15 protein-coding genes are annotated in these 20,609 nt (G+C 72.4%); 5 read left to right on the top strand and 10 right to left on the bottom strand.

Annotated elements, in window-relative coordinates:
* Positions 1-117: 117 nt before the first annotated feature.
* The 4 genes from DMH12_RS16780 (at position 118) to DMH12_RS16765 (ending at position 9,282) form a co-directional block, all read left to right on the top strand.
* Entirely contained in the window at positions 118-1,812 is a 1,695-nt protein-coding gene (locus DMH12_RS16780) for a glycoside hydrolase family 13 protein (protein WP_125492389.1), read from the top strand.
* Between the two features lie 144 nt (positions 1,813-1,956).
* A complete protein-coding gene (locus DMH12_RS16775) occupies positions 1,957-3,327 on the top strand; it encodes an alpha-amylase family protein (protein ID WP_185832358.1) in 1,371 nt (456 codons plus the stop codon).
* A gap of 133 nt (positions 3,328-3,460) precedes the next feature.
* Positions 3,461-8,878: a pullulanase-type alpha-1,6-glucosidase gene (gene pulA / locus DMH12_RS16770; protein ID WP_185832357.1), complete on the top strand. Its 5,418-nt coding sequence runs from the start codon at positions 3,461-3,463 to the stop codon at positions 8,876-8,878.
* A 50-nt stretch (positions 8,879-8,928) separates the two neighbouring features.
* Positions 8,929-9,282: a 5-carboxymethyl-2-hydroxymuconate Delta-isomerase gene (locus tag DMH12_RS16765; protein WP_125492387.1), complete on the top strand. Its 354-nt coding sequence runs from the start codon at positions 8,929-8,931 to the stop codon at positions 9,280-9,282.
* Positions 9,283-9,291: 9 nt separating this feature from the next.
* On the opposite strand, the gene DMH12_RS16760 is transcribed toward DMH12_RS16765, so the two are convergent.
* The 5 genes from DMH12_RS16760 to DMH12_RS16740 form a co-directional block, all read right to left on the bottom strand.
* Positions 9,292-9,957: a TetR/AcrR family transcriptional regulator gene (locus DMH12_RS16760; RefSeq protein ID WP_185832360.1), complete on the bottom strand. Its 666-nt coding sequence runs from the start codon at positions 9,955-9,957 to the stop codon at positions 9,292-9,294.
* A gap of 81 nt (positions 9,958-10,038) precedes the next feature.
* On the bottom strand, positions 10,039-11,097 hold the full coding sequence (locus DMH12_RS16755) for a PDR/VanB family oxidoreductase (RefSeq protein ID WP_125492385.1): 1,059 nt from the start codon (positions 11,095-11,097) through the stop codon (positions 10,039-10,041).
* Positions 11,094-11,975: a metal-dependent hydrolase gene (locus DMH12_RS16750; RefSeq protein WP_125492384.1), complete on the bottom strand. Its 882-nt coding sequence runs from the start codon at positions 11,973-11,975 to the stop codon at positions 11,094-11,096. Before DMH12_RS16750 ends, DMH12_RS16755 begins: the two co-directional genes overlap by 4 nt.
* 101 nt (positions 11,976-12,076) lie before the next feature.
* Complete coding sequence (locus tag DMH12_RS16745; RefSeq protein WP_125492383.1) at positions 12,077-14,008, bottom strand: hypothetical protein; 1,932 nt, start codon at positions 14,006-14,008, stop codon at positions 12,077-12,079.
* Between the two features lie 62 nt (positions 14,009-14,070).
* Positions 14,071-14,622: a tetratricopeptide repeat protein gene (locus tag DMH12_RS16740; protein WP_125492382.1), complete on the bottom strand. Its 552-nt coding sequence runs from the start codon at positions 14,620-14,622 to the stop codon at positions 14,071-14,073.
* Positions 14,623-14,716: 94 nt separating this feature from the next.
* Here DMH12_RS16740 and DMH12_RS16735 point away from each other — a divergent pair, with 94 nt between their 5' ends.
* Positions 14,717-15,157, top strand: a complete 441-nt coding sequence (locus tag DMH12_RS16735) for a hypothetical protein (protein ID WP_125492381.1) — start codon at positions 14,717-14,719, stop codon at positions 15,155-15,157.
* Between the two features lie 82 nt (positions 15,158-15,239).
* On the opposite strand, the gene DMH12_RS16730 is transcribed toward DMH12_RS16735, so the two are convergent.
* The 5 genes from DMH12_RS16730 to DMH12_RS16710 all read right to left on the bottom strand — a co-directional run bounded on the left by DMH12_RS16730 (position 15,240) and on the right by DMH12_RS16710 (position 20,565).
* Entirely contained in the window at positions 15,240-16,790 is a 1,551-nt protein-coding gene (locus DMH12_RS16730; protein WP_125492380.1) for a DUF1996 domain-containing protein, read from the bottom strand.
* 144 nt (positions 16,791-16,934) lie between these two features.
* On the bottom strand, positions 16,935-17,588 hold the full coding sequence (locus tag DMH12_RS16725) for a response regulator transcription factor (RefSeq protein ID WP_125492379.1): 654 nt from the start codon (positions 17,586-17,588) through the stop codon (positions 16,935-16,937).
* On the bottom strand, positions 17,579-18,838 hold the full coding sequence (locus DMH12_RS16720) for a sensor histidine kinase (protein ID WP_125492378.1): 1,260 nt from the start codon (positions 18,836-18,838) through the stop codon (positions 17,579-17,581). The genes DMH12_RS16725 and DMH12_RS16720 overlap by 10 nt, the downstream gene beginning before the upstream one ends.
* Before the next feature lie 51 nt (positions 18,839-18,889).
* Complete coding sequence (locus DMH12_RS16715; protein ID WP_125492377.1) at positions 18,890-19,921, bottom strand: SDR family oxidoreductase; 1,032 nt, start codon at positions 19,919-19,921, stop codon at positions 18,890-18,892.
* Positions 19,922-19,980: 59 nt separating this feature from the next.
* Entirely contained in the window at positions 19,981-20,565 is a 585-nt protein-coding gene (locus DMH12_RS16710) for a winged helix-turn-helix domain-containing protein (protein WP_125492376.1), read from the bottom strand.
* Positions 20,566-20,609 lie beyond the last annotated feature (44 nt).

Here is a 20,609-nt window from a genome sequence, read left to right as displayed (position 1 = left end):
CCCGACCGGGAGAACGTCCGGCCGCGGTGCCCATCCGACCCCGCAGCACCGCGGCCGGCCGCCTCGTCCCCCACCCATGCCTCCATGACCGGAACTCCGTTACACATCAAGGACGCCATGAGCCAGCAGCCTTCCGCCGCACCGGCCCCCACCTCCGTCACCTCCTCCGCCACGGCCACCGTCGCGGGGCGCCGCGACTGGTGGCGGGACGCGGTCATCTACCAGGTGTACCCGCGCAGCTTCGCCGACAGCAACGGTGACGGCATGGGCGACCTGGAGGGTGTCCGCACCCGTCTGCCGTACCTGCGCGACCTGGGCGTGGACGCCGTGTGGCTCAGCCCCTTCTACGCCTCGCCGCAGGCCGACGCCGGGTACGACGTCGCCGACTACCGGGCCGTCGACCCCATGTTCGGCTCCCTCCTGGACGCCGACGCGCTGATCCGCGACGCCCACGGTCTCGGCCTGCGCATCATCGTCGACCTGGTCCCCAACCACTCCTCGGACCAGTACGAGTGGTTCAGGCGCGCCCTCGCCGAGGGCCCCGGCTCCCCCTCCCGGGACCGTTACCACTTCCGCCCCGGCAAGGGGAAGAACGGCGAACTGCCGCCCAACGACTGGGAGTCCATCTTCGGCGGGCCGGCCTGGACCCGGGTCACCGAGCCCGACGGCACGCCGGGGGAGTGGTACCTGCACCTCTTCGCGCCCGAGCAGCCCGACTTCAACTGGGAGCACCCGGCGGTCGGCGACGAGTTCCGCTCCATCCTGCGCTTCTGGCTGGACATGGGCGTCGACGGCTTCCGCATCGACGTCGCGCACGGCATGGTGAAGGCGCAGGGCCTCCCGGACCTGGGATCCCATGAGCAACTGAAGCTGCTGGGCAACGATGTCATGCCGTTCTTCGACCAGGACGGCGTCCATGACATCTACCGCCAGTGGCGGCTGATCCTCGACGAGTACAGCGGCGAGAGGATCTTCGTCGCCGAGGCGTGGACCCCGACCGTCGAGCGCACCGCGAACTACGTCCGCCCCGACGAGCTGCACCAGGCCTTCAACTTCCAGTACCTGGGCACCCACTGGGACGCCGAGGAACTGCGCACGGTCATCGACCGGACCCTGGACGCGATGCGCCCCGTCGGCGCCCCCGCCACCTGGGTCCTCTCCAACCACGACGTCACCCGCCACGCCACCCGTTTCGCCAACCCGGCGGGCCTCGGCACCCAGATCCGCCTGGCCGGCGACCGCGCGCTCGGCCTGCGCCGCGCCCGCGCCGCCACCCTCCTCATGCTGGCCCTGCCCGGCTCGGCCTACGTCTACCAGGGCGAGGAGCTGGGCCTGCCGGACGTCGTCGACCTCCCCGACGAGGTACGCCAGGACCCGGCCTACTTCCGGGGCGCCGGCCAGGACGGCTTCCGCGACGGCTGCCGGGTGCCGATCCCCTGGACGCGCACGGGAACGTCGTACGGCTTCGGCGCGGGCGGCAGCTGGCTCCCGCAGCCGGCGGGCTGGGCCGAGCTGAGCGTCGAGGCCCAGACCGGCGAGCCCGGCTCGACCCTGGAGCTGTACCGCGCCGCACTGGCGACCCGCCGCGACCAGCCCGACCTGGGCGCGGGCGACGCGGTGGAGTGGCTCCGCGCCCCCGAGGGCGTCCTCGCCTTCCGCCGCGGCGACTTCGTGTGCGTCGCCAACACCACCGGTGAGTCGGTGACGGTACCCGCCCACGGCCGCGTGCTGCTGTCCAGCGGCGAGATCACCGAGGCCGACGGCGAGACGAAGGTGCCGGGGGATACGACCGTGTGGTGGACGACGGCCTGACGGCCCGCCGCTCCGCGAACGGCTTTTTTCTTTGAAGTTGGTACGGCCCGCTGCCCTTTCGGGCGGCGGGCCTCTACCATCTGCGTCACCCGCAATCTTGCTGAAGCTTGCAGCAAGAGCCTTCAAAGAAGAAGGAACCCCCACATGGCACGCAGACTTCTCACGGCGGCCGTCGCTCTCGCGGCTGCCTTTGTCATGACCCCGACTGGAGCGCAGGCCTCCCCGCCCGGCGCCAAGGACGTCACCGCCGTCCTCTTCGAGTGGAACTTCGCCTCCGTCGCCAAGGAGTGCACCAGCACCCTCGGCCCCGCCGGCTACGGCTACGTGCAGGTCTCGCCGCCCGCCGAGCACATACGGGGCGGGCAGTGGTGGACCTCGTACCAGCCCGTCAGTTACCGGATCGCCGGGCGGCTCGGGGACCGGGCCGCGTTCAAGAGCATGGTGGACACCTGCCACGCGGCCGGTGTGAAGGTCGTCGCCGACGCCGTGGTCAACCACATGTCGGCGGGCGGCGGCACCGGCACCGGCGGCTCCACGTACGCGAAGTACGACTACCCCGGGCTCTACTCGTCGCCCGACTTCGACGACTGCCGCTCCCAGATCGGCAACTACCAGGACCGCTACAACGTCCAGCACTGCGAACTGGTCGGCCTCGCCGACCTCGACACCGGCGAGGAGTACGTCCGCAAGACCGTCGCCGGGTACCTGAACGACCTGCTCTCGCTCGGCGTCGACGGCTTCCGGATCGACGCGGCCAAGCACATCCCGGCCGCCGACCTCGCCAACATCAAGTCGCGGCTGAGCAACCCGGGCGTGTACTGGAAGCAGGAGGCCATCTTCGGCGCCGGGGAGGCCGTCCAGCCGAGCGAGTACACCGGCACCGGGGACGTCCAGGAGTTCCGGTACGCCTACGACCTCAAGCGCGTCTTCAACAACGAGAACCTCGCCTACCTGAAGAACTACGGCGAGGGCTGGGGGTACATGAGCAGCGGCGTCTCCGGCGTCTTCGTCGACAACCACGACACCGAGCGCAACGGCTCCACGCTCAGCTACAAGGACAACGCCACCTACACCCTGGCCAACGTCTTCATGCTCGCCTGGCCCTACGGCGCTCCCGACGTCAACTCCGGCTACGAGTGGTCGGACGCCGACGCCGGACCGCCCAACGGCGGACGGGTGGACGCCTGCTGGCAGAACGGCTGGAAGTGCCAGCACGCCTGGCCCGAGATCAAGTCGATGGTCGCCTTCCGCAACGCCACCCGGGGGCAGGCGGTCACGAACTGGTGGGACAACGGCAACGACGCCATCGCCTTCGGGCGCGGCAACAAGGGCTTCGTCGCCGTCAACCACGAGTCGGGCGCGCTGAACCGCACCTACCAGACCTCGCTGCCCGCCGGGACGTACTGCGACGTCCAGAGCGGAAAGTCCGTGAGCGTCAACGGCTCGGGGCGGTTCACGGCGACGCTGGGCGCCCACACCGCGCTCGCCCTGTACGCGGGCAGGTCCGCCTGCTGAACCCGCCCCATGGGCAAGGGTCGTGAAAATTCTTACCGGTACTTTCACGACCCTTGCCGCAAGACTTGCGGCAGCGTTACGGTCACGCCGGGGTCGGACCCGATCGAGCCGTCAGCACAAGGAGTTCACGCCCGTGATACCCAGATGGCCGGTGCCTGTCGCGCGCCGCACCGCACGAGTGAGACGGGTCGCGGCCGTCACCGTGACCGCGCTCGCCGCAGCCCTCCTCCCGCCGCTGGCCGCGCGGGCCGACACTCCGCCCGCGCCCCCGTCCGACGCGAAGCTCGCGAAGGCGGACGCCCGGCACGACCTCACCCGGGAGCAGTTCTACTTCGTCCTGCCGGACCGCTTCGCCAACGGCGACACCCGCAACGACAAGGGCGGCCTGACCGGCACCCGGCTCGCCACCGGCTACGACCCCACCGACAAGGGCTTCTACCAGGGCGGCGACCTCAAGGGACTGACCGACCGGCTGGACTACATCAAGGGCATGGGCACCACCGCCATCTGGATGGCGCCCATCTTCAAGAACCAGCCCGTGCAGGGCACCGGGGAGAACGCCTCGGCCGGCTACCACGGCTACTGGATCACCGACTTCACCCAGGTCGACCCGCACTTCGGCACCAACCAGGACCTCAAGAACCTCGTCTCCAAGGCGCACGCCAAGGGCATGAAGGTCTTCTTCGACGTCATCACCAACCACACCGCCGACGTCGTGGACTACGAGGAGAAGTCGTACGACTACCTCTCCAAGGGCGCCTTCCCCTACCTGACCGAGGACGGGAAGCCCTTCGACGACGCCGACTACGCGGACGGCGACCGCGCCTTCCCCCGCGTGGACACCGGCTCCTTCCCGCGCACACCCACCGTCCCCGCCGCGAAGAGGAACCTCAAGGTTCCGCAGTGGCTCAACGACCCGGCGATGTACCACAACCGGGGCGACTCCACCTGGGCCGGCGAGTCCACCACGTACGGCGACTTCTCCGGCCTCGACGACCTGTGGACCGAACGGCCCGAGGTCGTCAGCGGCATGGAGAAGATCTACCAGCGGTGGGTGAAGGACTTCGCCATCGACGGCTTCCGCATCGACACGGTCAAGCACGTCAACATGGAGTTCTGGACCCAGTGGGCGACCGCGCTGGACGCGTACGCCGCGAAGAAGGGCCGCGACGACTTCTTCATGTTCGGCGAGGTCTACTCCGCCGACACCTCCGTCACCTCCCCGTACGTCACCGAGGGCCGCCTGGACTCCACGCTGGACTTCCCCTTCCAGGACGCGGCCCGCGCGTACGCCTCCCAGGGCGGCAGCGCGCAGAAGCTCGCCTCGGTCTTCGGCGACGACTACAAGTACACGACCGACAAGGCCAACGCGTACGAGCAGGTCACCTTCCTCGGCAACCACGACATGGGCCGCGTCGGCACCTTCCTCAGGCAGGACGACCCGGAGGCCACCGACGCCGAACTGCTGAGGAAGGACCGGCTCGCCAACGAGCTGATGTTCCTCAGCCGCGGCAACCCGGTGGTCTACTACGGCGACGAGCAGGGCTTCACCGGCGCGGGCGGCGACAAGGACGCCCGCCAGCCGATGTTCGCCTCCCGCACCGCCGACTACCTGGACGACGACCAGCTCGGCACCGACCGCACCCACGCCGAGTCGGCCTACGACCCGAACGCGCCGCTGTACCGGCAGATCAGCACCCTCGCCAAGCTGCGCAAGGCCCACCCCGCCCTCGCCGACGGCGTCCAGACCGAGCGCTACGCGGCCGACGGCGCCGGCGTCTACGCCTTCTCGCGTACCGACGCCGCACGCGGCACCGAGTACGTCGTCGCCTTCAACAACGCCGACGAGGCGCGGACGGCCACCTTCGCCACCGGCTCGGCGGACATGACCTTCCGCGCCCTCTACGGCACCGACGACGACGCCAGGTCCGGCGCCGACAAGAAGGTCACGGTCACCGTGCCCGCCGGGTCGGCCGTCGTCCTCAAGGCCGCGGGCAGGCTCCCCGAGCCCGCCACCAAGCCCACGATCACCCTCACCGCCCCCGACCCCGGCGCCACCGGCACCGTCGACCTGACCGCCGATGTCGAAGGCGGACAGCTCAACCGCGTCGTCTTCGCCGCCCAGACCGGCGACGGCCAGTGGCGCACCCTCGGCTCCGCCGACCACGCCCCCTACAAGGTCACCCACACCATCGGCGAGGACACCCCGGCCGGCACCGCCCTGCGCTACAAGGCGGTCGCCGTCGACTCGGCGGGCCGCACCGCGAGCGCCGTGGCCGCTTCGACGACCGGCACCCCGCCGGTCGAGGAGCCGCCCGCCGCCGCCTCCCGCGACCACGCGATCGTCCACTACAAGCGGGCGGACGGGAACTACGAGGACTGGGGCCTGTACGCCTGGGGCGACCTCGCCGACGGCGAGGCCACCGAGTGGCCGGCCGGCCACCCCTTCATCGGCCGGGACGCCTACGGCGCCTTCGCCCACGTCAAGCTCAAGCCCGGCGCGAGCGACGTCAGCTTCCTCGTCGTCGACAAGGACGGCAACAAGGACGTCGCCGCCGACCGCACCATCGACGTCACCCGGAGCGGCGAGGTCTGGATCGAGCAGGGCAAGGAGCAGGTCGTCACCGAACGGCCCGAGTACCCGGCCCAGGACAAGACCAAGGCCGTCCTCAACTACCACCGCGCCGACGGGAACTACGACGGCTGGGGCCTGCACGTCTGGAGCGGCGCCGCGAACCCCACCGACTGGGCGAAACCGCTCCAGCCGGTGCGGACCGACTCCTACGGCGCGGTCTTCGAGGTACCGCTCACCGAGGGCGCCACCGGCCTCGGCTACATCATCCACAAGGGCGACGAAAAGGACCTGCCCACCGACCAGGCCCTGGACCTCACCGCCGACGGCCACGAGGTGTGGCTGCTGAGCGGCCAGGAGAAGTACCTGCTGCCACAGCCCGCGGGTTCGGCGGCGGCCGTCGACCTCGCCACCTCCAAGGCGGTCTGGATCGACCGGGACACCATCGCCTGGAACGGCGCCGAGGGCGCCGCCTCCACCCAGCTGCTCGCCTCCCGCACCGGCTCGGTCAAGGCCGCGAACGGCAGACTGACCGGCGACGACGAGGCCACCTGGCTCCGCCTCACCAAGACCGCCCTCACCGACGCCCAGAAGGCGAAGTACCCGCACCTGAAGGAGTACGCCGCCTGGTCGGTCGACCCGCGCGACCGCGACCGGGTCCGCGAGGCCCTGCGCGGCCAGGTCGTCGCCGCCCAGCGCGCCGCCACCGGCGCCGTCCTCGCGGCGACCGGCGTGCAGATCGCCGGCGCCCTGGACGACCTGTACGCGGACGACGCGACCGGGGCCGACCTCGGCGCCGTCTTCCGGCACGGCCGCCCCACGCTCTCCCTGTGGGCGCCGACCGCGCAGGACGTGCGGCTGGAGATCGGCGACCGCACGGTCCGGATGCGGCGCGACGACGACTCCGGCGTCTGGTCCGTCACCGGCCCCCGCTCCTGGAAGGGCGAGGCCTACCGGTACGCCGTGACGGTGTGGGCGCCCGAGGCGGGCGAGGTCGTCACCAACAAGGTCACCGACCCCTACTCGCTCGCCCTGACCACCGACTCGGAGCGCAGCCTCGTCGTCGACCTGACCGACCGCGACCTCGCCCCGCGCGGCTGGAACAGCTACGACAAGCCCAGGGCCGTGCCGCTCAGGGACGCCCAGATCCAGGAACTGCACGTCCGTGACTTCTCCGTCGCGGACCGGACGGCGGACGCCGGCCACCGCGGCACCTACCTCGCCTTCACCGACAAGCGGAGCGACGGCTCGAAGCACCTGCGCGAACTGGCCGAGGCGGGCACCTCGTACGTCCACCTGCTCCCGGCCTTCGACATCGCCACGATCCCCGAGAAGAAGTCCGACCAGACCACCGTCGACTGCGACCTGGCCGCGCTGCCGGCCGACTCCGGCAAGCAGCAGGAGTGCGTGGCCCGGGCCGCCGCCAAGGACGCCTACAACTGGGGCTACGACCCGTACCACTACACGGTCCCCGAGGGCTCCTACGCCACCGACCCGGACGGCACCGCCCGCACGGTCGAGTTCCGCGAGATGGTCAAGGCCCTCAACGACGACGGGCTGCGCGTCGTCATGGACGTCGTCTACAACCACACCGCCGCGAGCGGTCAGGCGAGGACCAGCGTCCTCGACCGGATCGTGCCCGGCTACTACCAGCGGCTCCTCGCCGACGGCTCGGTCGCGAACAGCACCTGCTGCGCGGGCACCGCCACCGAGAACGCCATGATGGGCAAGCTCGTCGTCGACTCGATCGTCACCTGGGCCAAGGAGTACAAGGTCGACGGCTTCCGCTTCGACCTCATGGGCCACCACCCGAAGGCCAACATCCTCGCCGTCCGCGAGGCCCTCGACGCGCTGACCCTCAAGAAGGACGGCGTCGACGGCAAGAAGATCGTCCTGTACGGCGAGGGCTGGAACTTCGGCGAGGTCGCCGACGACGCCCGCTTCACCCAGGCCACCCAGAAGAACATGGCCGGCACCGGCGTCGCCACCTTCTCCGACCGCGCCCGCGACGCCGTGCGCGGCGGCGGCCCCTTCGACGAGGACCCCGGCGTCCAGGGCTTCGCCTCGGGCCTGTTCACCGACCCCAACTCCTCGCAGGCCAACGGCACCGAGGCCGAGCAGAAGGCCCGCCTGCTGCACTACCAGGACCTGATCAAGGTCGGCCTCTCCGGGAACCTGGCCGGATACCGCTTCACCGACACCGGCGGCAAGGAGGTCAAGGGCTCCGAGGTCGACTACAACGGCGCCCCCGCCGGATATGCGGCGGCACCCGGCGACGCCCTCGCCTACGCCGACGCGCACGACAACGAGTCCCTGTTCGACGCGCTCGCCTTCAAGCTGCCGAAGGACACGTCCGCCGCCGACCGGGCCCGCATGCAGGTCCTCGCCATGGCGACCGCCGCGCTCTCGCAGGGCCCGGCGCTCTCCCAGGCGGGCACCGACCTGCTGCGCTCCAAGTCGCTGGACCGCAACTCCTACGACAGCGGGGACTGGTTCAACGCCATCCACTGGAGCTGCGCCGACGGCAACGGCTTCGGACGCGGGCTGCCGCCGGCCGCCGACAACCAGGACAAGTGGCCGTACGCCAAGCCCCTGCTGGGCGCGGTGCGGGTCGGCTGCCCCCAGATCACCGGGGCCTCGGCGGCGTACCAGGACCTGCTGAAGATCCGTACCGGCGAACGGGACTTCTCCCTCGCCACGGCGGGCCAGGTGCAGTCCCGGCTGTCCTTCCCGCTCTCCGGGAAGGACGAGACACCCGGCGTGATCACCATGCGCCTCGGTGACCTGGTGGTCGTCTTCAACGCGACCCCGCAGGAGCAGCGGCAGCGGCTGAGCGGGTCGGCCGGGACCGGCTACCGGCTGCACCCGGCCCAGGCGTCCGGAGCGGACCCGGTCGTCCGGGACGCCGCCTACGCGAAGGCGTCGGGGACCTTCACGGTCCCGGCGCGCACGGTCGCGGTCTTCACCCGCGCGGGCTAGCGGAACGCTGCGGTTAGGGTGCTCCTGTCCGCCGTAGAACAGGAGCACCCATGCCGCAGATCACCATCGAGCGTTCCGGACACGTCGACGACGTCGACTGGGAGGAGTTCGCCCTCGCCCTGCACCCGGTGATCGTGGAAACGGTGGCCGCCCGGCTGGAGGCGTGCAAGACGCGCGTCCTGCGCGCCGAGGACGCGGCCGTCGGCGCCGAGAAGGAGCGGCACGCCATCGTGGACGTGTCGATCGCGCTGCTCGCCGGACGCTCCGACGAGGCCAAGGCGCGGCTCACCGAGGCCGTGGTGGAGCTGCTCCGCAAGCACGTCGGGCCCAGGGACGGCGTCACCCTGCACCTGTCGGCCGAGGTGCGCGACCTCGACCCGTCCTACCGCAAGGCCGAGGTCTGAGACAGGGGCTCAGGACGCCAGCGCGATCAGCCGGCCGACCAGGTCCCCGAACGGGCCGTCGGCCGGTTCGGCCTCGATGACGCGGCGCAGCAGGGCGCCCATCTCCTCGTCGTAGGCGGCGCTCACCGCGGTCAGCGCGGCGAAGTCGTGCACGAGCTGCGTCTCCAGTTCGGCGCGCGGGATGCGGCGTCCGTCCAGCCAGATCAGGGCCGTCGACTCGGCGAGCGAGATCCAGGAGCGGACGACCAGTTCCAGCCGTGCGGGCGGATCCGTGACGTCCAGGTGCGAAAGGATCTGGACATACGCGGCCTGCCGTACGGAGTCCACGAGGGCGTTGGTCGTCGAGGAGCCCACCGCCGGACCGCCGCGCATCAGGGCCGAGAAACCGGGCCCGTGCTCCTCGACGAAGTCGAAGTAGCGCCCCATCACCCGAAGCAGCCGGGCCCCCAGCGGACCCTCCGCCGGCTCCACGAACCGGGCCGCAAGATCGTCCGAGGCACGTTGCAACGCGGCCTCGTACAGGCTGAGTTTGCCGGGGAAGTAGTGGTACACCAGCGGGCGCGAGATGCCCGCGGCCGACGCTATCTCGTCGATGGACACCTCGTCCGGCGAGCGGCGGCTGAACAGTTCGAGCGCGACGCCGATCAACTGCTGCCGCCGCTCCTCGACGCCCATTCTGCGGCGTACCCCGGTAGTCATACGAACACCTTACCGATCGAATCCAGCCCCCGAACGGGCCGGACCGGACATCGGCGTTCACATGTCGAGCACCAGCCGGGTGCCGCGGGCACGGGACACGCAGATGAGCATCGAGTCGTCGCGCTCGGAGTCGGTCAGCAGCTCGTCCCGGTGATCGATCTCGCCCTCCAGCACCTTCTGTTGGCAGGTCCCGCACCAGCCCTGCTCGCAGGAGTACGGGGTGCCCGGCAGCTCGGCCCGTACGGCGGCCAGCACCGACGAGTCGCCGGGCACGGTCAGCGTGCGCCCGCTGCGGTGCAGTTCGACCTCGAACTCCGCGTCACCGCCCGCCGTCGTGCGCGGCGCGAACCGCTCCAGGTGCAGGGCGGTGCCCGCCGGGAGGCGTTCCTCGACGGCCGCGATCAGCCCCTCCGGGCCGCAGCAGTACACGGCCGTGCCCTCGGGCAGCTGAGCCAGGAAGGCGTCGAGCCCGGGCCGCCCGTCCTCGTCCTCGGCGACCACGGTGACCCTCCCGCCGTCCCGGTCCAGCTTCTCGATCTCCTCCAGGAACGGCATCGAGGCCCGTGTCCGGCCGCCGTACAGCAACCGCCACTCGGCGCCCTCCGGCAGCGCCCGCAGCATCGGCAGCACCGGCGTGATGCCGATGCCGCCGGCGACGAAGACGTACGCGGGCGCCTCGACCAGCGGGAAGCGGTTGCGCGGCCCGCGCACCTCCAGCTCCGTGCCCTCCTGCACCTGCTCGTGCACCTCGCGCGAACCGCCCCGCCCGTCCTCGGCCAGCCGTGTGGCGACGGTGTACGACGAGGTGTCCTCGGGGTCGCCGCACAGCGAGTACTGCCGCACCAGACCCGACGGCAGCACCAGGTCCAGGTGCGCCCCCGGCTCCCAGCGCGGCAGGTCGTGACCCTCCAGGCGGATCCGGACCACCCCGTCGGCCACCAGCTCCCGCGAGGTGACCAGCAGCGTCAGCGCGCGCGAGCGCGGCCGTCCCGAGACCGGCGGGTCCAGGGCGGGCATCGGCCACAGCGGAGAGCCCTGGACGCGGCGCCGCAGCGCGCGCCGGGCGACGAGCGCGGCACCGGCCGCGAGCAGCAGAGCCGTCGTTCTGGTCCTCATGCGGACGCCTCCTGGGTCTTCTCGGCGGCCACGGCGGCGGGGGAGGCCGCGAGATAGGCCACGGCCTGCTCGGTGGAGCCGAAGCGGGACGGGTGGTAGTCCCGGCTCAGATAGCCGGGTATGGAGCGCAGTACGGCGCCGGTGGCGGGGAGCAGGCCACTGCGCCCGCGCCGGTGGAAGTCGCCGAAGGTGGCGCGGCCGTCGGTCAGCGTCGGGTCGTTCGCCATGAAGAACCGGGCACCGCGCTGCCACAGGAACACCAGGGCCGCGAACGCGGTCGCCCAGGTGCGGGCCCGCCGCGCGTACCCCCCGTCGAGGTGCTCGAAGAGGTCGAAGGCCACCGACCGGTGCTCGACCTCCTCGGCGCCGTGCCAGCGCAGCAGGTCCAGCATGGTCGGGTCGGCGCCGTGCCGGTCGAGCGCCTCGGCGTTGAGCACCCAGTCGCCGAGGAACGCCGTGTAGTGCTCGATGGCCGCGATCAGCGCCACCCGCTCCATCAGCCACCAGCGGCGCGGCCGGCCCGGCGGCAGGGTGCGGTCGCCGAGCAGCTTCTCGAAGAGCCAGTCGACCTGCGCGGTGTACGGCGTCGGGTCGAGCCCCTGGTCCCGCAGGTGCGGCAGCACCTCGTCGTGGGCCTGGGAGTGCATCGCCTCCTGCCCGATGAACCCGATGACGTCCTCGCGCAGCCGCTCGTCCCGGATGAGCGGCAGCACCTGCTTGTAGACGTGCACGAACCAGCGTTCCCCGGCGGGCAGCAGCAGGTGCAGCACGTTGATGGTGTGCGTCGTGAACGGGTCCCCCGGCACCCAGTGCAGCGGGGTGGCCTCCCAGGCGAAGGACACCTTGCGGGCCTTGAGCGGGACATGCGTGTTAGACATGGCGTCAATGTACTGACGGGTAAGGGTCTGGGGAACCCTCGTGCCGCCACTTGTTGACGCGGATGTCAGCAGACGTGGTGGGGGCGGTGGCCCGGGGGCCGCTAGCGCAGCCCGCCGATGGTCCGGCCGCCCTCCAGCATGCCCTTCAGCTCGGCGCGGGCACCCTGCTCGGCCTTCGCCGTCAGCAGGTTGCCGTCCGCCGAGTCGCTGATGCCGCCCGTCGCCTCGATCGACTCGGTGTCGCGGCTGCCTGCGGCGAGCAGGTACCAGTGCCCGCCGGCCGACTTCCACAGCACCCCGGCCAGCACGTGCGGGTCGCGTTCGCCGCAGGCGGGCACGGACTGCGCCTTGGCCGCCACCGCCCCCTGCGTGCCGCCCGGCGTGCGGAACTGGGCCAGCACCCGGGCCCCGTCGCCGCGCCAGGTCTCGGCGCGGGTGCACACCCAGGCGCCCGACCCGGTCGAGTCGGGCAGCGGCTGCTTCGCGAACTCCCAGGCGTTCACCGACCGCACCCCCTGCCCGCGCACCGCGCCCAACGAGCAGGCGTACGGCGCCCAGGAGCGCAGCGCCTCAGGGCCCGAGGCGTCCCGCACCGAGCCGGGTCGGCCGGTGGTCAGACGGGCCGGGACCAGCTCGCCGAGGTCGGTCACCACGCGGGTGCCCGCGCCGTCGGTCAGCTCCAGCACGTTCCAGGACGCGCACGCGCCCGACCGCTGCTGCACCGGGCTGGCCAGCGGCGCGGTGACACCGTCGGTGAGCGCCAGCTGCCGCGCCCCGGCGTCCGGCTTGCCGAGGTCCCGCCCGGCCGCCCTCGTCACCCAGGGCGCCGTCAGGTAGCGGACGTTGCCGTCGGTCCGGCCCAGGACCACCGCGGTCGCCCCCGCCCGGTCGGCCCCGTCGGTCCGCGCCAGGTCCAGGGCGGCACCGGCCGTGCCGTCCTTCGGCTCGGCGTACCGGACGAGGCGCAGACCGTCGTGGAGGATCACCACGCGCGCGTTGTCGACGTCCCCGGCGTACAGCAGCTGCGGCGGCCCGGCCGGGCCGCCGGTCGCGGTGCCCGGCGTCGCGGACACCCCCACGCTCTCGCCGGGCCGCGCCCAGACGGCCAGGGCGCGGCGCAGCAGCTCCTCGTCGCCGGTGCGGTCACCGCGGGCCGGCCACACCGAGAAGTCCGTGCGCGCGGACGTCTCCCACGCGGTGGGGGCCACCTTCGTGAGCCTGCCGGGATCGAGGGCCGCCCGGGCCGCCGGGTTCTGCGCGTACGCCGGGGCGGCGGCACCGTCCGGACCCCAGCCGTCGCCGGGCAGCCCCAGCAGCGCCCCGCACACCACCAGGGCCGCACCGGCGACCAGCGCGGCCTTCGTGTGCCGACGCCGGCGCAGCAGATCGGTCGGCCGGGCCTGGAGGGAGCAGGGGTCGAACTCGGGGGAGCCGAGCAGCGCGTACGCGTCCGGCAGCGCGCCGGCCTCCCGCAGGGCGCCGTCCACGTCCTCGGCCCCGGCGGCCCGGAGCACCTGGCGGACACCGTCCTCGGAGAGCCCCTCCAGGCCCCGCAGCGCGTAGGCCGCCCGGGCCGGTCCGGAGAGCGCGGACAGCCGCTGGTCCAGGGCGAGTTCGTCGGCGCCGCCGGAACGCGGGAACAGCTTGAGACCGCGGACGTGCGGCAGCAGGGGCGGCAGCTGGGCCCGCGTGGGCCAGGCCCGCCGACGCAGCGGACGGCCCGCCTCCAGTGCCGTACGGACGACCCGCAGGCGGACCAGGGCGTAGCCGGGGTCGACCTCCTGACCGGTCGACTGGGCCGGGATCACCGGGGTCGTCGTCCGGCCGCGGGGCAGCGCGCGCTGGGTGAGGGCGTGCGCGGTCAGGACGCGGCGGCCGCGGCCGAGCCCCGGCGGCAGCACCAGATAGGCCAGCCGGGCCAGGCGCGGATAGTGCTCGACGAGCGCCGCCTCGGCCTGCTCGACGTCGACGACCGGGTCGGCCGAGGAGGTTGCGGGCGGTGCGGGGCGCGGGGCGACATCCTGTGGCTGCACGTTCAGCAGAACGAGCGAACGGGGCGATGGTCACCGTGGGCCGTCACCGGCGCGGGGGAGGGCTACTCCTCCGGCTCCACCAGCAGCCGGGCGTAGGCGGCCATCGACCGCTGGTAGCGCGGGAGATGGGGGGCCAGGGCGCCGAGCACCAGCGACAGGCCCTCCCGGTCGCGGCCCATGCTCGACAGGCAGAGCGCCAGCGTGGCCCGTACGGCGTCGTCCAACTCGTCCGAGGGCGCGACCAGTTCCGGCGAGAGCAGCTTCACGCCCTCCTCCGGGTGCCCGGTGTTGCGCAGGGAACTGGAGAGCTGGATCTTCGCCCGGCGCCCCTTGTACGCGCTCGCGTCGCCCAGTCCGCGCTCCAGGGCCTCCCGGTACAGGGGCACGGCGCGGTCGGAGTGACCGGTGGAGTCCCAGGCGCAGGCCCTCTCGAACAGGGCGAGCGGACTGTCCGCCGGCAGTTCGTCGGCGAGGGCGTCGATCACCGCCCGGAACTCGGCGGCGTCGTCTTCGGCGTAGGCGTCGAACGCCGTCCAGGCGGCGTTCACGCGGTCTTCCCAGTCCTGGTCCACGGCGCCACTTTCGCACGGGTGCCACCAGAAGGTCACCCGCATCCGTGAATACTTCGGGCCCCGCGCCCGTACCGATGACCAGAGCCCCTCGCCGGGGCTCCGTGCGGCATGTCGCCGGAACGGACCGGAGGAACACATGAGGCTGACCCGACCGATGCTCGCGACGGCCGCCCTGGCGGCGGTACTGGCGCTGACGGGCTGCGGATCCGGCGGTGACGGCGAGGCCGCCGTGCCGGAGACGGCGACCGGCAGCCTGGAACACCTGGCCGCCGAGGCGAAGTGCGCCCCGAACATGCAGACCGACGCAGACACCATCCGTCAGGCCATCTGCGAGCAGGGCGACGAGAAGTACGTCCTCGCGACCTTCTCCACCGACCGCGGCCAGCGGGAGTGGATCAACACGGCCAAGGACTACGGCGGTTTCTACCTCGTCGGCCGCAAGTGGGTCGCCGTCGGCCACGAGGACGTGGTGGCCGGCCTGCGCGGCAGGCTCGGCGGAACCTTGGAGCAGGGAACGGTGCACGGCGGCGGTGGCCATTCGGGCGGAGGCGGCGAACACGCCGGGCACGGCGGCTGACCGATCCGGGGAGGACGAAGCGGGCCGGTGGCGGAAGATCCGCCACCGGCCCGCTTGCCTGCTCACCCGGCTCCAGGTGGGACTACTGGCAGTCCTCACCGGCGTTGATGCAGTCGACCACCTCGTTCATCAGGTTCTCGTCCATGACGTTGATGAAGTCGTTGTGATCGGTGATGGGCTTGTGCAGCTGCTCCGGGAAGCTGTCCACGGCGTACGGATTCTGCACCTGGCCGTTCTCGACGGTCGGGGTGGGGATGTCGTACACCAGGCGGACCTGGAGCTGCGGGATGGCCTGGAAGCCGTTCGGGCAGCTGCCGTCCTGCTGGACGAACGCCATGTGGTCGCGGTGGTTGGCGCTGTCGATGTTCTGCCCGTCCCAGCAGCTCTGGAAGTTGGACGTGCGCACCACCTGGCTGCCCTCGGGGCACAGCGGGTACTTGTCGGTGACCTGCCGGTCCTCGAAGCCGGTGCAGCTCCACGAACTGTTGGAGTTCGCCTCGCCGTTGGTCAGGGACTTGGCGTCGCCGGTGATGATGCGCAGGAACTGCGGCATCGCGACCACGTCGCCCTGCTGGTTGCCGGCGAACTTCAGCTCCGCCTGAGCCGGCTTCAGGATCCTGCCGATGTTGCCCTCGGCGCCACCGCCCTGGTCGTTGGCGTCGAATTCCTCGGTGCCGTCCTGGAGCCGCAGCACCGGCCAGTAGTAGGTGGACTTGTCGCCCTGGTTCTGGCACGAGGTGTCGGCGTTGGCCAGGTCCTGGTCGCTGGAGAAGGCGTCGTTGTCCTGGTTGCCGACGTAGTCGTGCACGTGGTGCGCGCCGTTGTCGACACCCGGGGCGGCGATCAGGTTGTCGCTGTTGAACAGGTTGTTCTCGTTGACGCCGCAGTCCGTGGTGAAGGAGCCGGTTGAGCCGCTGTCGCCGTTGGCGGCCAGACCGTTCTGGCTGTCGCGGGTGCCCGGCTGGACATCGTTGATGTCGATGAAGTCGTCGGCCACCGGACCCGCGGCACCGTTGCCGTTGTCGTCCTGGTTCTGACCGCCGTCCTGACCGTCGTCCTGGCCCTGGCCGCCGTCCTGACCGTCGTCCTGGCCCTGGCCGCCGTTGTTCTGGTCGTCCTGGCCGTTCCCTTCGTCGCCGTTCCCGTTGCCGTCGTTCGGCTGGTCGACGCCCATGCCCCGGCACTCGGCGAAGCGGTCGAGACCCTGCGGGGCGTTGCCGCCCACCCGCCGGATGTTGGTCCCGATCCGGTCCAGGGCGGCGGTCCGCTTGGACTTGAGGGGGCCGAGGATGGCGTTCTGGACGTAGCTCGCGTCACCGGACTGTGCCTGGCGCGTCGACGCGAGCCGTGCGTATGCCTCGGTGATCTGCTTGTCGAGCTGCGCCAGTTCCTTGTCGACGCCGGCCCGCGCTCCCCTCGGCACCTTCCGCAGCTTCTGGCCGACGTCCGGGCACTGGATCGTGGCGACCTGCGCCCCCGCGGACCTGGTGCGGTTGTGCGACGACTCCGACTCGTGCGCCGAGGCGTAGAAGTTGGCCCAGACCAGCCCGCCCCCGCCGACCGCCAGGGCCGCCGCCCCGGCTACGACCTTGGTGGCCAGCGGCGAACGGCGTTTTCTTGTATTGCGTCCCATGGAACTCCTCTGACTTCCTTGCGGGGCATCGAGGGCGCCCGACAGGAGTGAAGCGGCTCCCATGGATACGGAAGCCGCCGCAGGGGTGTTCACCCGTCACGGAGATTGCCGGGGCCCGTGGGACGCGTGAGAGGGGTGAAAAGGTCAGCGTCCGCGGTCCAGATAGGCGAGAACCGCCAGGACACGGCGGTTGTCGTCGTCCGAAACCTCGAGGCTCAACTTGGCGAAGATGTTCGCGGTGTGTTTCGCGATCGCCCGCTCCGTCACGACGAGCCGCCCGGCGATCGCCGCGTTGGTCCGGCCCTGCGCCATCAGTTCCAGCACCTCCAGCTCCCGGGGCGTCAGCAGCTCCAGCGGCCGGTCCTCCGCCGCACGCCGGCTGAGCAGCTGCTGGATGACCTGCGGGTCCATGGCCGTACCGCCCGCCGCCACCCGCCGCACGGCGTCCACGAACTGCTCGGCGTCGAACACCCGGTCCTTGAGCAGATACCCCACCCCGCCGTTGCCGTCGGCCAGCAGCTCGCGCGCGTAGAGCTGTTCCACGTGCTGGGAGAGCACCAGGACCGGCAGCCCCGGGCGGTCGCGGCGGGCCTTCAGGGCGCACTGGAGCCCCTCGTCGGTGAGCGTGGGCGGCAGCCGTACGTCGACCACCGCGACGTCCGGTTCCAGTTCGGCCAGGGCCCGGGACAGCTCGGGGCCGGTCTCGACGGCCGCGGCGATCTCGAAGTCGTGGGCCTCGAGGAGCCGGACCAGGCCGTCGCGCAGCAGGAACAGGTCTTCGGCCAGGACTACGCGCAAGGGATCTCCATGGTGACCATGGTGGGGCCGCCCGCGGGCGAGCTGACGGCCAGGACGCCGTCGAATGTACCGAGCCGCCGCTCCACTCCGGCCAGCCCCGACCCCGCTCCGACCACCGCGCCGCCCTTGCCGTTGTCGGTGACGGTGACGCGCAGCCGTCCCTCGGCCCGGTGCATGTCGATCCAGAGCCGGTCGGCGCCGGAGTGCTTCACGGCGTTGGTGAGGACCTCGCTGACCGCGAAGTAGGCGGCGGCCTCCACCGGTGCCTCGGCGCGGCCGGGCAGGTCCACGTTCACCTCGGACGCTACGGGCAGCCGCAGCGCCAGGGCCCGCACGGCGTCGCCGAGACCCCGTTCGGCGAGCACCGGCGGGTGGATGCCCCGCACGAGTTCGCGCAGCTCGGTCAGGGCCTCGGCGGAGGAGGCACGGGTCTGCGCGAGCAGTTCCCGGGCCTTGGCCGGGTCCTTCTCCAGCAGCGCCTCGACGGTGCCGAGGTCCATGCCCATGGCGACCAGCCGGGCCTGCGCCCCGTCGTGCAGGTCCCGCTCGATGCGGCGCAGTTCGGCGGCGGAGGTGTCGACGGCGTCGCGACGGGTCTCGGTCAGCACCCGCACCCGCTCGGCCAGTTCCCCCTGGCCGGAGCCGAGGACCGCGCCGGTGAGCCGGAAGTGGGCGCGCAGCAGGAGCGGGGTGAGCCAGTAGGCGGCGGCCAGCAGCACCGCCCCGAGGCCGGCGGCGTAGAGGGCGGACGTCTGGTCGGTGACCCGGACGAACCCGTACCAGTACCCCTCGGGCAGCACCCGCCACAGCCCGGCGGCGATCGCGAAGCCCTCCAGCGGGTAGAGCGCCAGCGCGAAGGCCAGCAGCGCGGTGACGAAGCCCGCCGTCATGTCGACGGGCAGCCACAGCAGGTCCCGCCAGGTCGCCGGGTCACGGAGCATCCCGAAGGTGCGCGCCCACGGGTTGGCGTCCGCGGGCAGCGGCCGGTACGCCCGCGGGATCCGCACCCCGCCCCACCGGGCGGCGAGCAGCCGCCGCCAGTCCGCGAACGCCCGTACCCCGGTCAGCACCCACGGCGTGGTGACGATGCCGACGCCGATCGGGACGAGGGCGATCGACACCAGCGCCAGGCAGAAGCACAGCACCGCCCCGGGCAGGGCGATCAGTGCGACCGCGAGTCCCCGCACGGCCGACAGCGCCACACCCCGGGTGCGTTCCGAACGGTTCCCGTTCTTCGTCTCGATGCTCATGCCGTCAGTCTTGCGGAGGCGGCGGCGCCGGTCACTGGGCCGGGCACCCGCTCAGGGGGTGGTGCCAGGTACACCTGCGCCGGGCCCGTCCGCCACGGCGAGGATCTCCGCCTCCGTCTGCGGGTCCAGGCCGACCGGCGGGCGGTCGGGGCGGTGGGGTGCCGTGCCGCCGATGTCGCGCAGCCAGCTCCAGGTGTCGGCGACGGTGTCCTCGGCGGGCCGGCAGCGCAGGCCCGCCGCCAGCGCCCGGGAGACGTCCGCGCTCTGCACGGCGTCGTGCAGCTCGCTGCCCGGCGGTGTCCACACCGGCAGCTGGCTCCAGGGCTCGACACCGGCGGCGAGCAGGGTGCCGGGGTCGGTCCAGCGCAGCTCCGCGGCGCCGCCCGTCGTCCGCACGCAGGCTTCGAGCAGGGCGCCCATGGTGGTGTGCCCCGGCGGGGAGACCAGGTTGTAGGGGCCGCTCAGCTCCCGCTCGACCGCGCCGAGCACCCAGTCGGCGAGGTCGCGGACGTCGATGTACTGGAGGGGCAGGCCGTGCGGGCCGGGCGCGAGGACCGGGCCGCCGCGCGCGACGCGGTTCAGCCACCAGGGGAGGCGGCCGATGTTCTCGTAGCGGCCGAGGATCAGCCCGGCCCTGACGAGCACCGAGCGGTCCGCGCCGAAGGCGGCCGACACGGCGAGTTCGGCGCCGCGCTTGTCCCGGGCGTAGTCGAGCCGGCCGGCGTCCGCCGAGGCGCCGTCGACCAGCGGCGCCTCCTCGGTGTACCCGGCGGGCGGGGCCCAGGCGTAGACCGAGCAGCTCGACACGTACACGTACCGGCCGACGCGCTCGCGCAGCAGCCGCGCCGTGTCCCGCACCGCGTGGGGCGCCGCCGACCAGGTGTCGACGACGGCGTCCCAGGAGCCGTCGGCCAGGGCGGAGAGCCCGTCGGGCGCGGTGCGGTCACCGTGCAGCGCCCGCACCCCGGGCGGCGGCGCGTGGAGCCCGCGGTGGAAGACGGTCACCTCCCAGCCGCGCCCGAGCGCCGCCTCCACCACGGCCCGCCCCACGAACTCCGTACCGCCCAGCACCAGTAGCCTCATGCGGTCACTGTGCCCGGCCCGCCGCCCGCGGGGAACGGGGCTCTGCCGACAGCAGACGCTCAGCGCCCCGTGGACGGCGTGTACTTGTAGCCGACGCGCCGCACGGTCTGGATCGTCTGCCGGTGCGCCGCGCCGAGCTTGCGCCGCAGCCGGGCCACGTGCACGTCGACGGTCCGGCCGTCGCCCACGTGCCCGTAGCCCCACACCGTGGTGACCAGCTGGTCGCGGGTGTGCACCCGGTGAGGATGCGTCACGAGGTGGGCGAGCAGTTCGAACTCCAGGTACGTCAGGTCGAGTTCCCGTCCGTCCACGGACGCGGTGCGCCGGGCGGCGTCGATCCGGACGAGCGCGTCGCCGTCCTGCGCGTCCGGCCGGGACGGCACGGCCGTCGGTCCGGTCTCGGGCGGGAACGGCGCCTGCTGGTCGGCCGGGACGAGCACCAGGTAGCCGACCATCGGCGGGCGCCCCGGCAGCGACGGCAGGGCGTGCGGGGGTGCGGGCAGCCAGGTGGCGCCCGGCGGCAGCAGGTCCGCGACGTCCACCACCTCGTCGCGGTCGACGGCGCGCAGCCGGTGCCGGGGACCGCCGGAGCCGGGCAGGCCGGCGGCGGGGGTGGGGGCAACGCCGGACCCGGACAAGGGCATCGCGCCCCGCCAAGCGAACAAGGAGAAGACCCGGGTGCGTTTCC

It is taken from the genome of Streptomyces sp. WAC 04229, from assembly GCF_003947455.1.
Lineage (GTDB): Bacteria > Actinomycetota > Actinomycetes > Streptomycetales > Streptomycetaceae > Streptomyces.
Note: the sequence above shows the minus strand (reverse complement) of the source record. Positions and strands in the feature narration are given on the sequence as shown.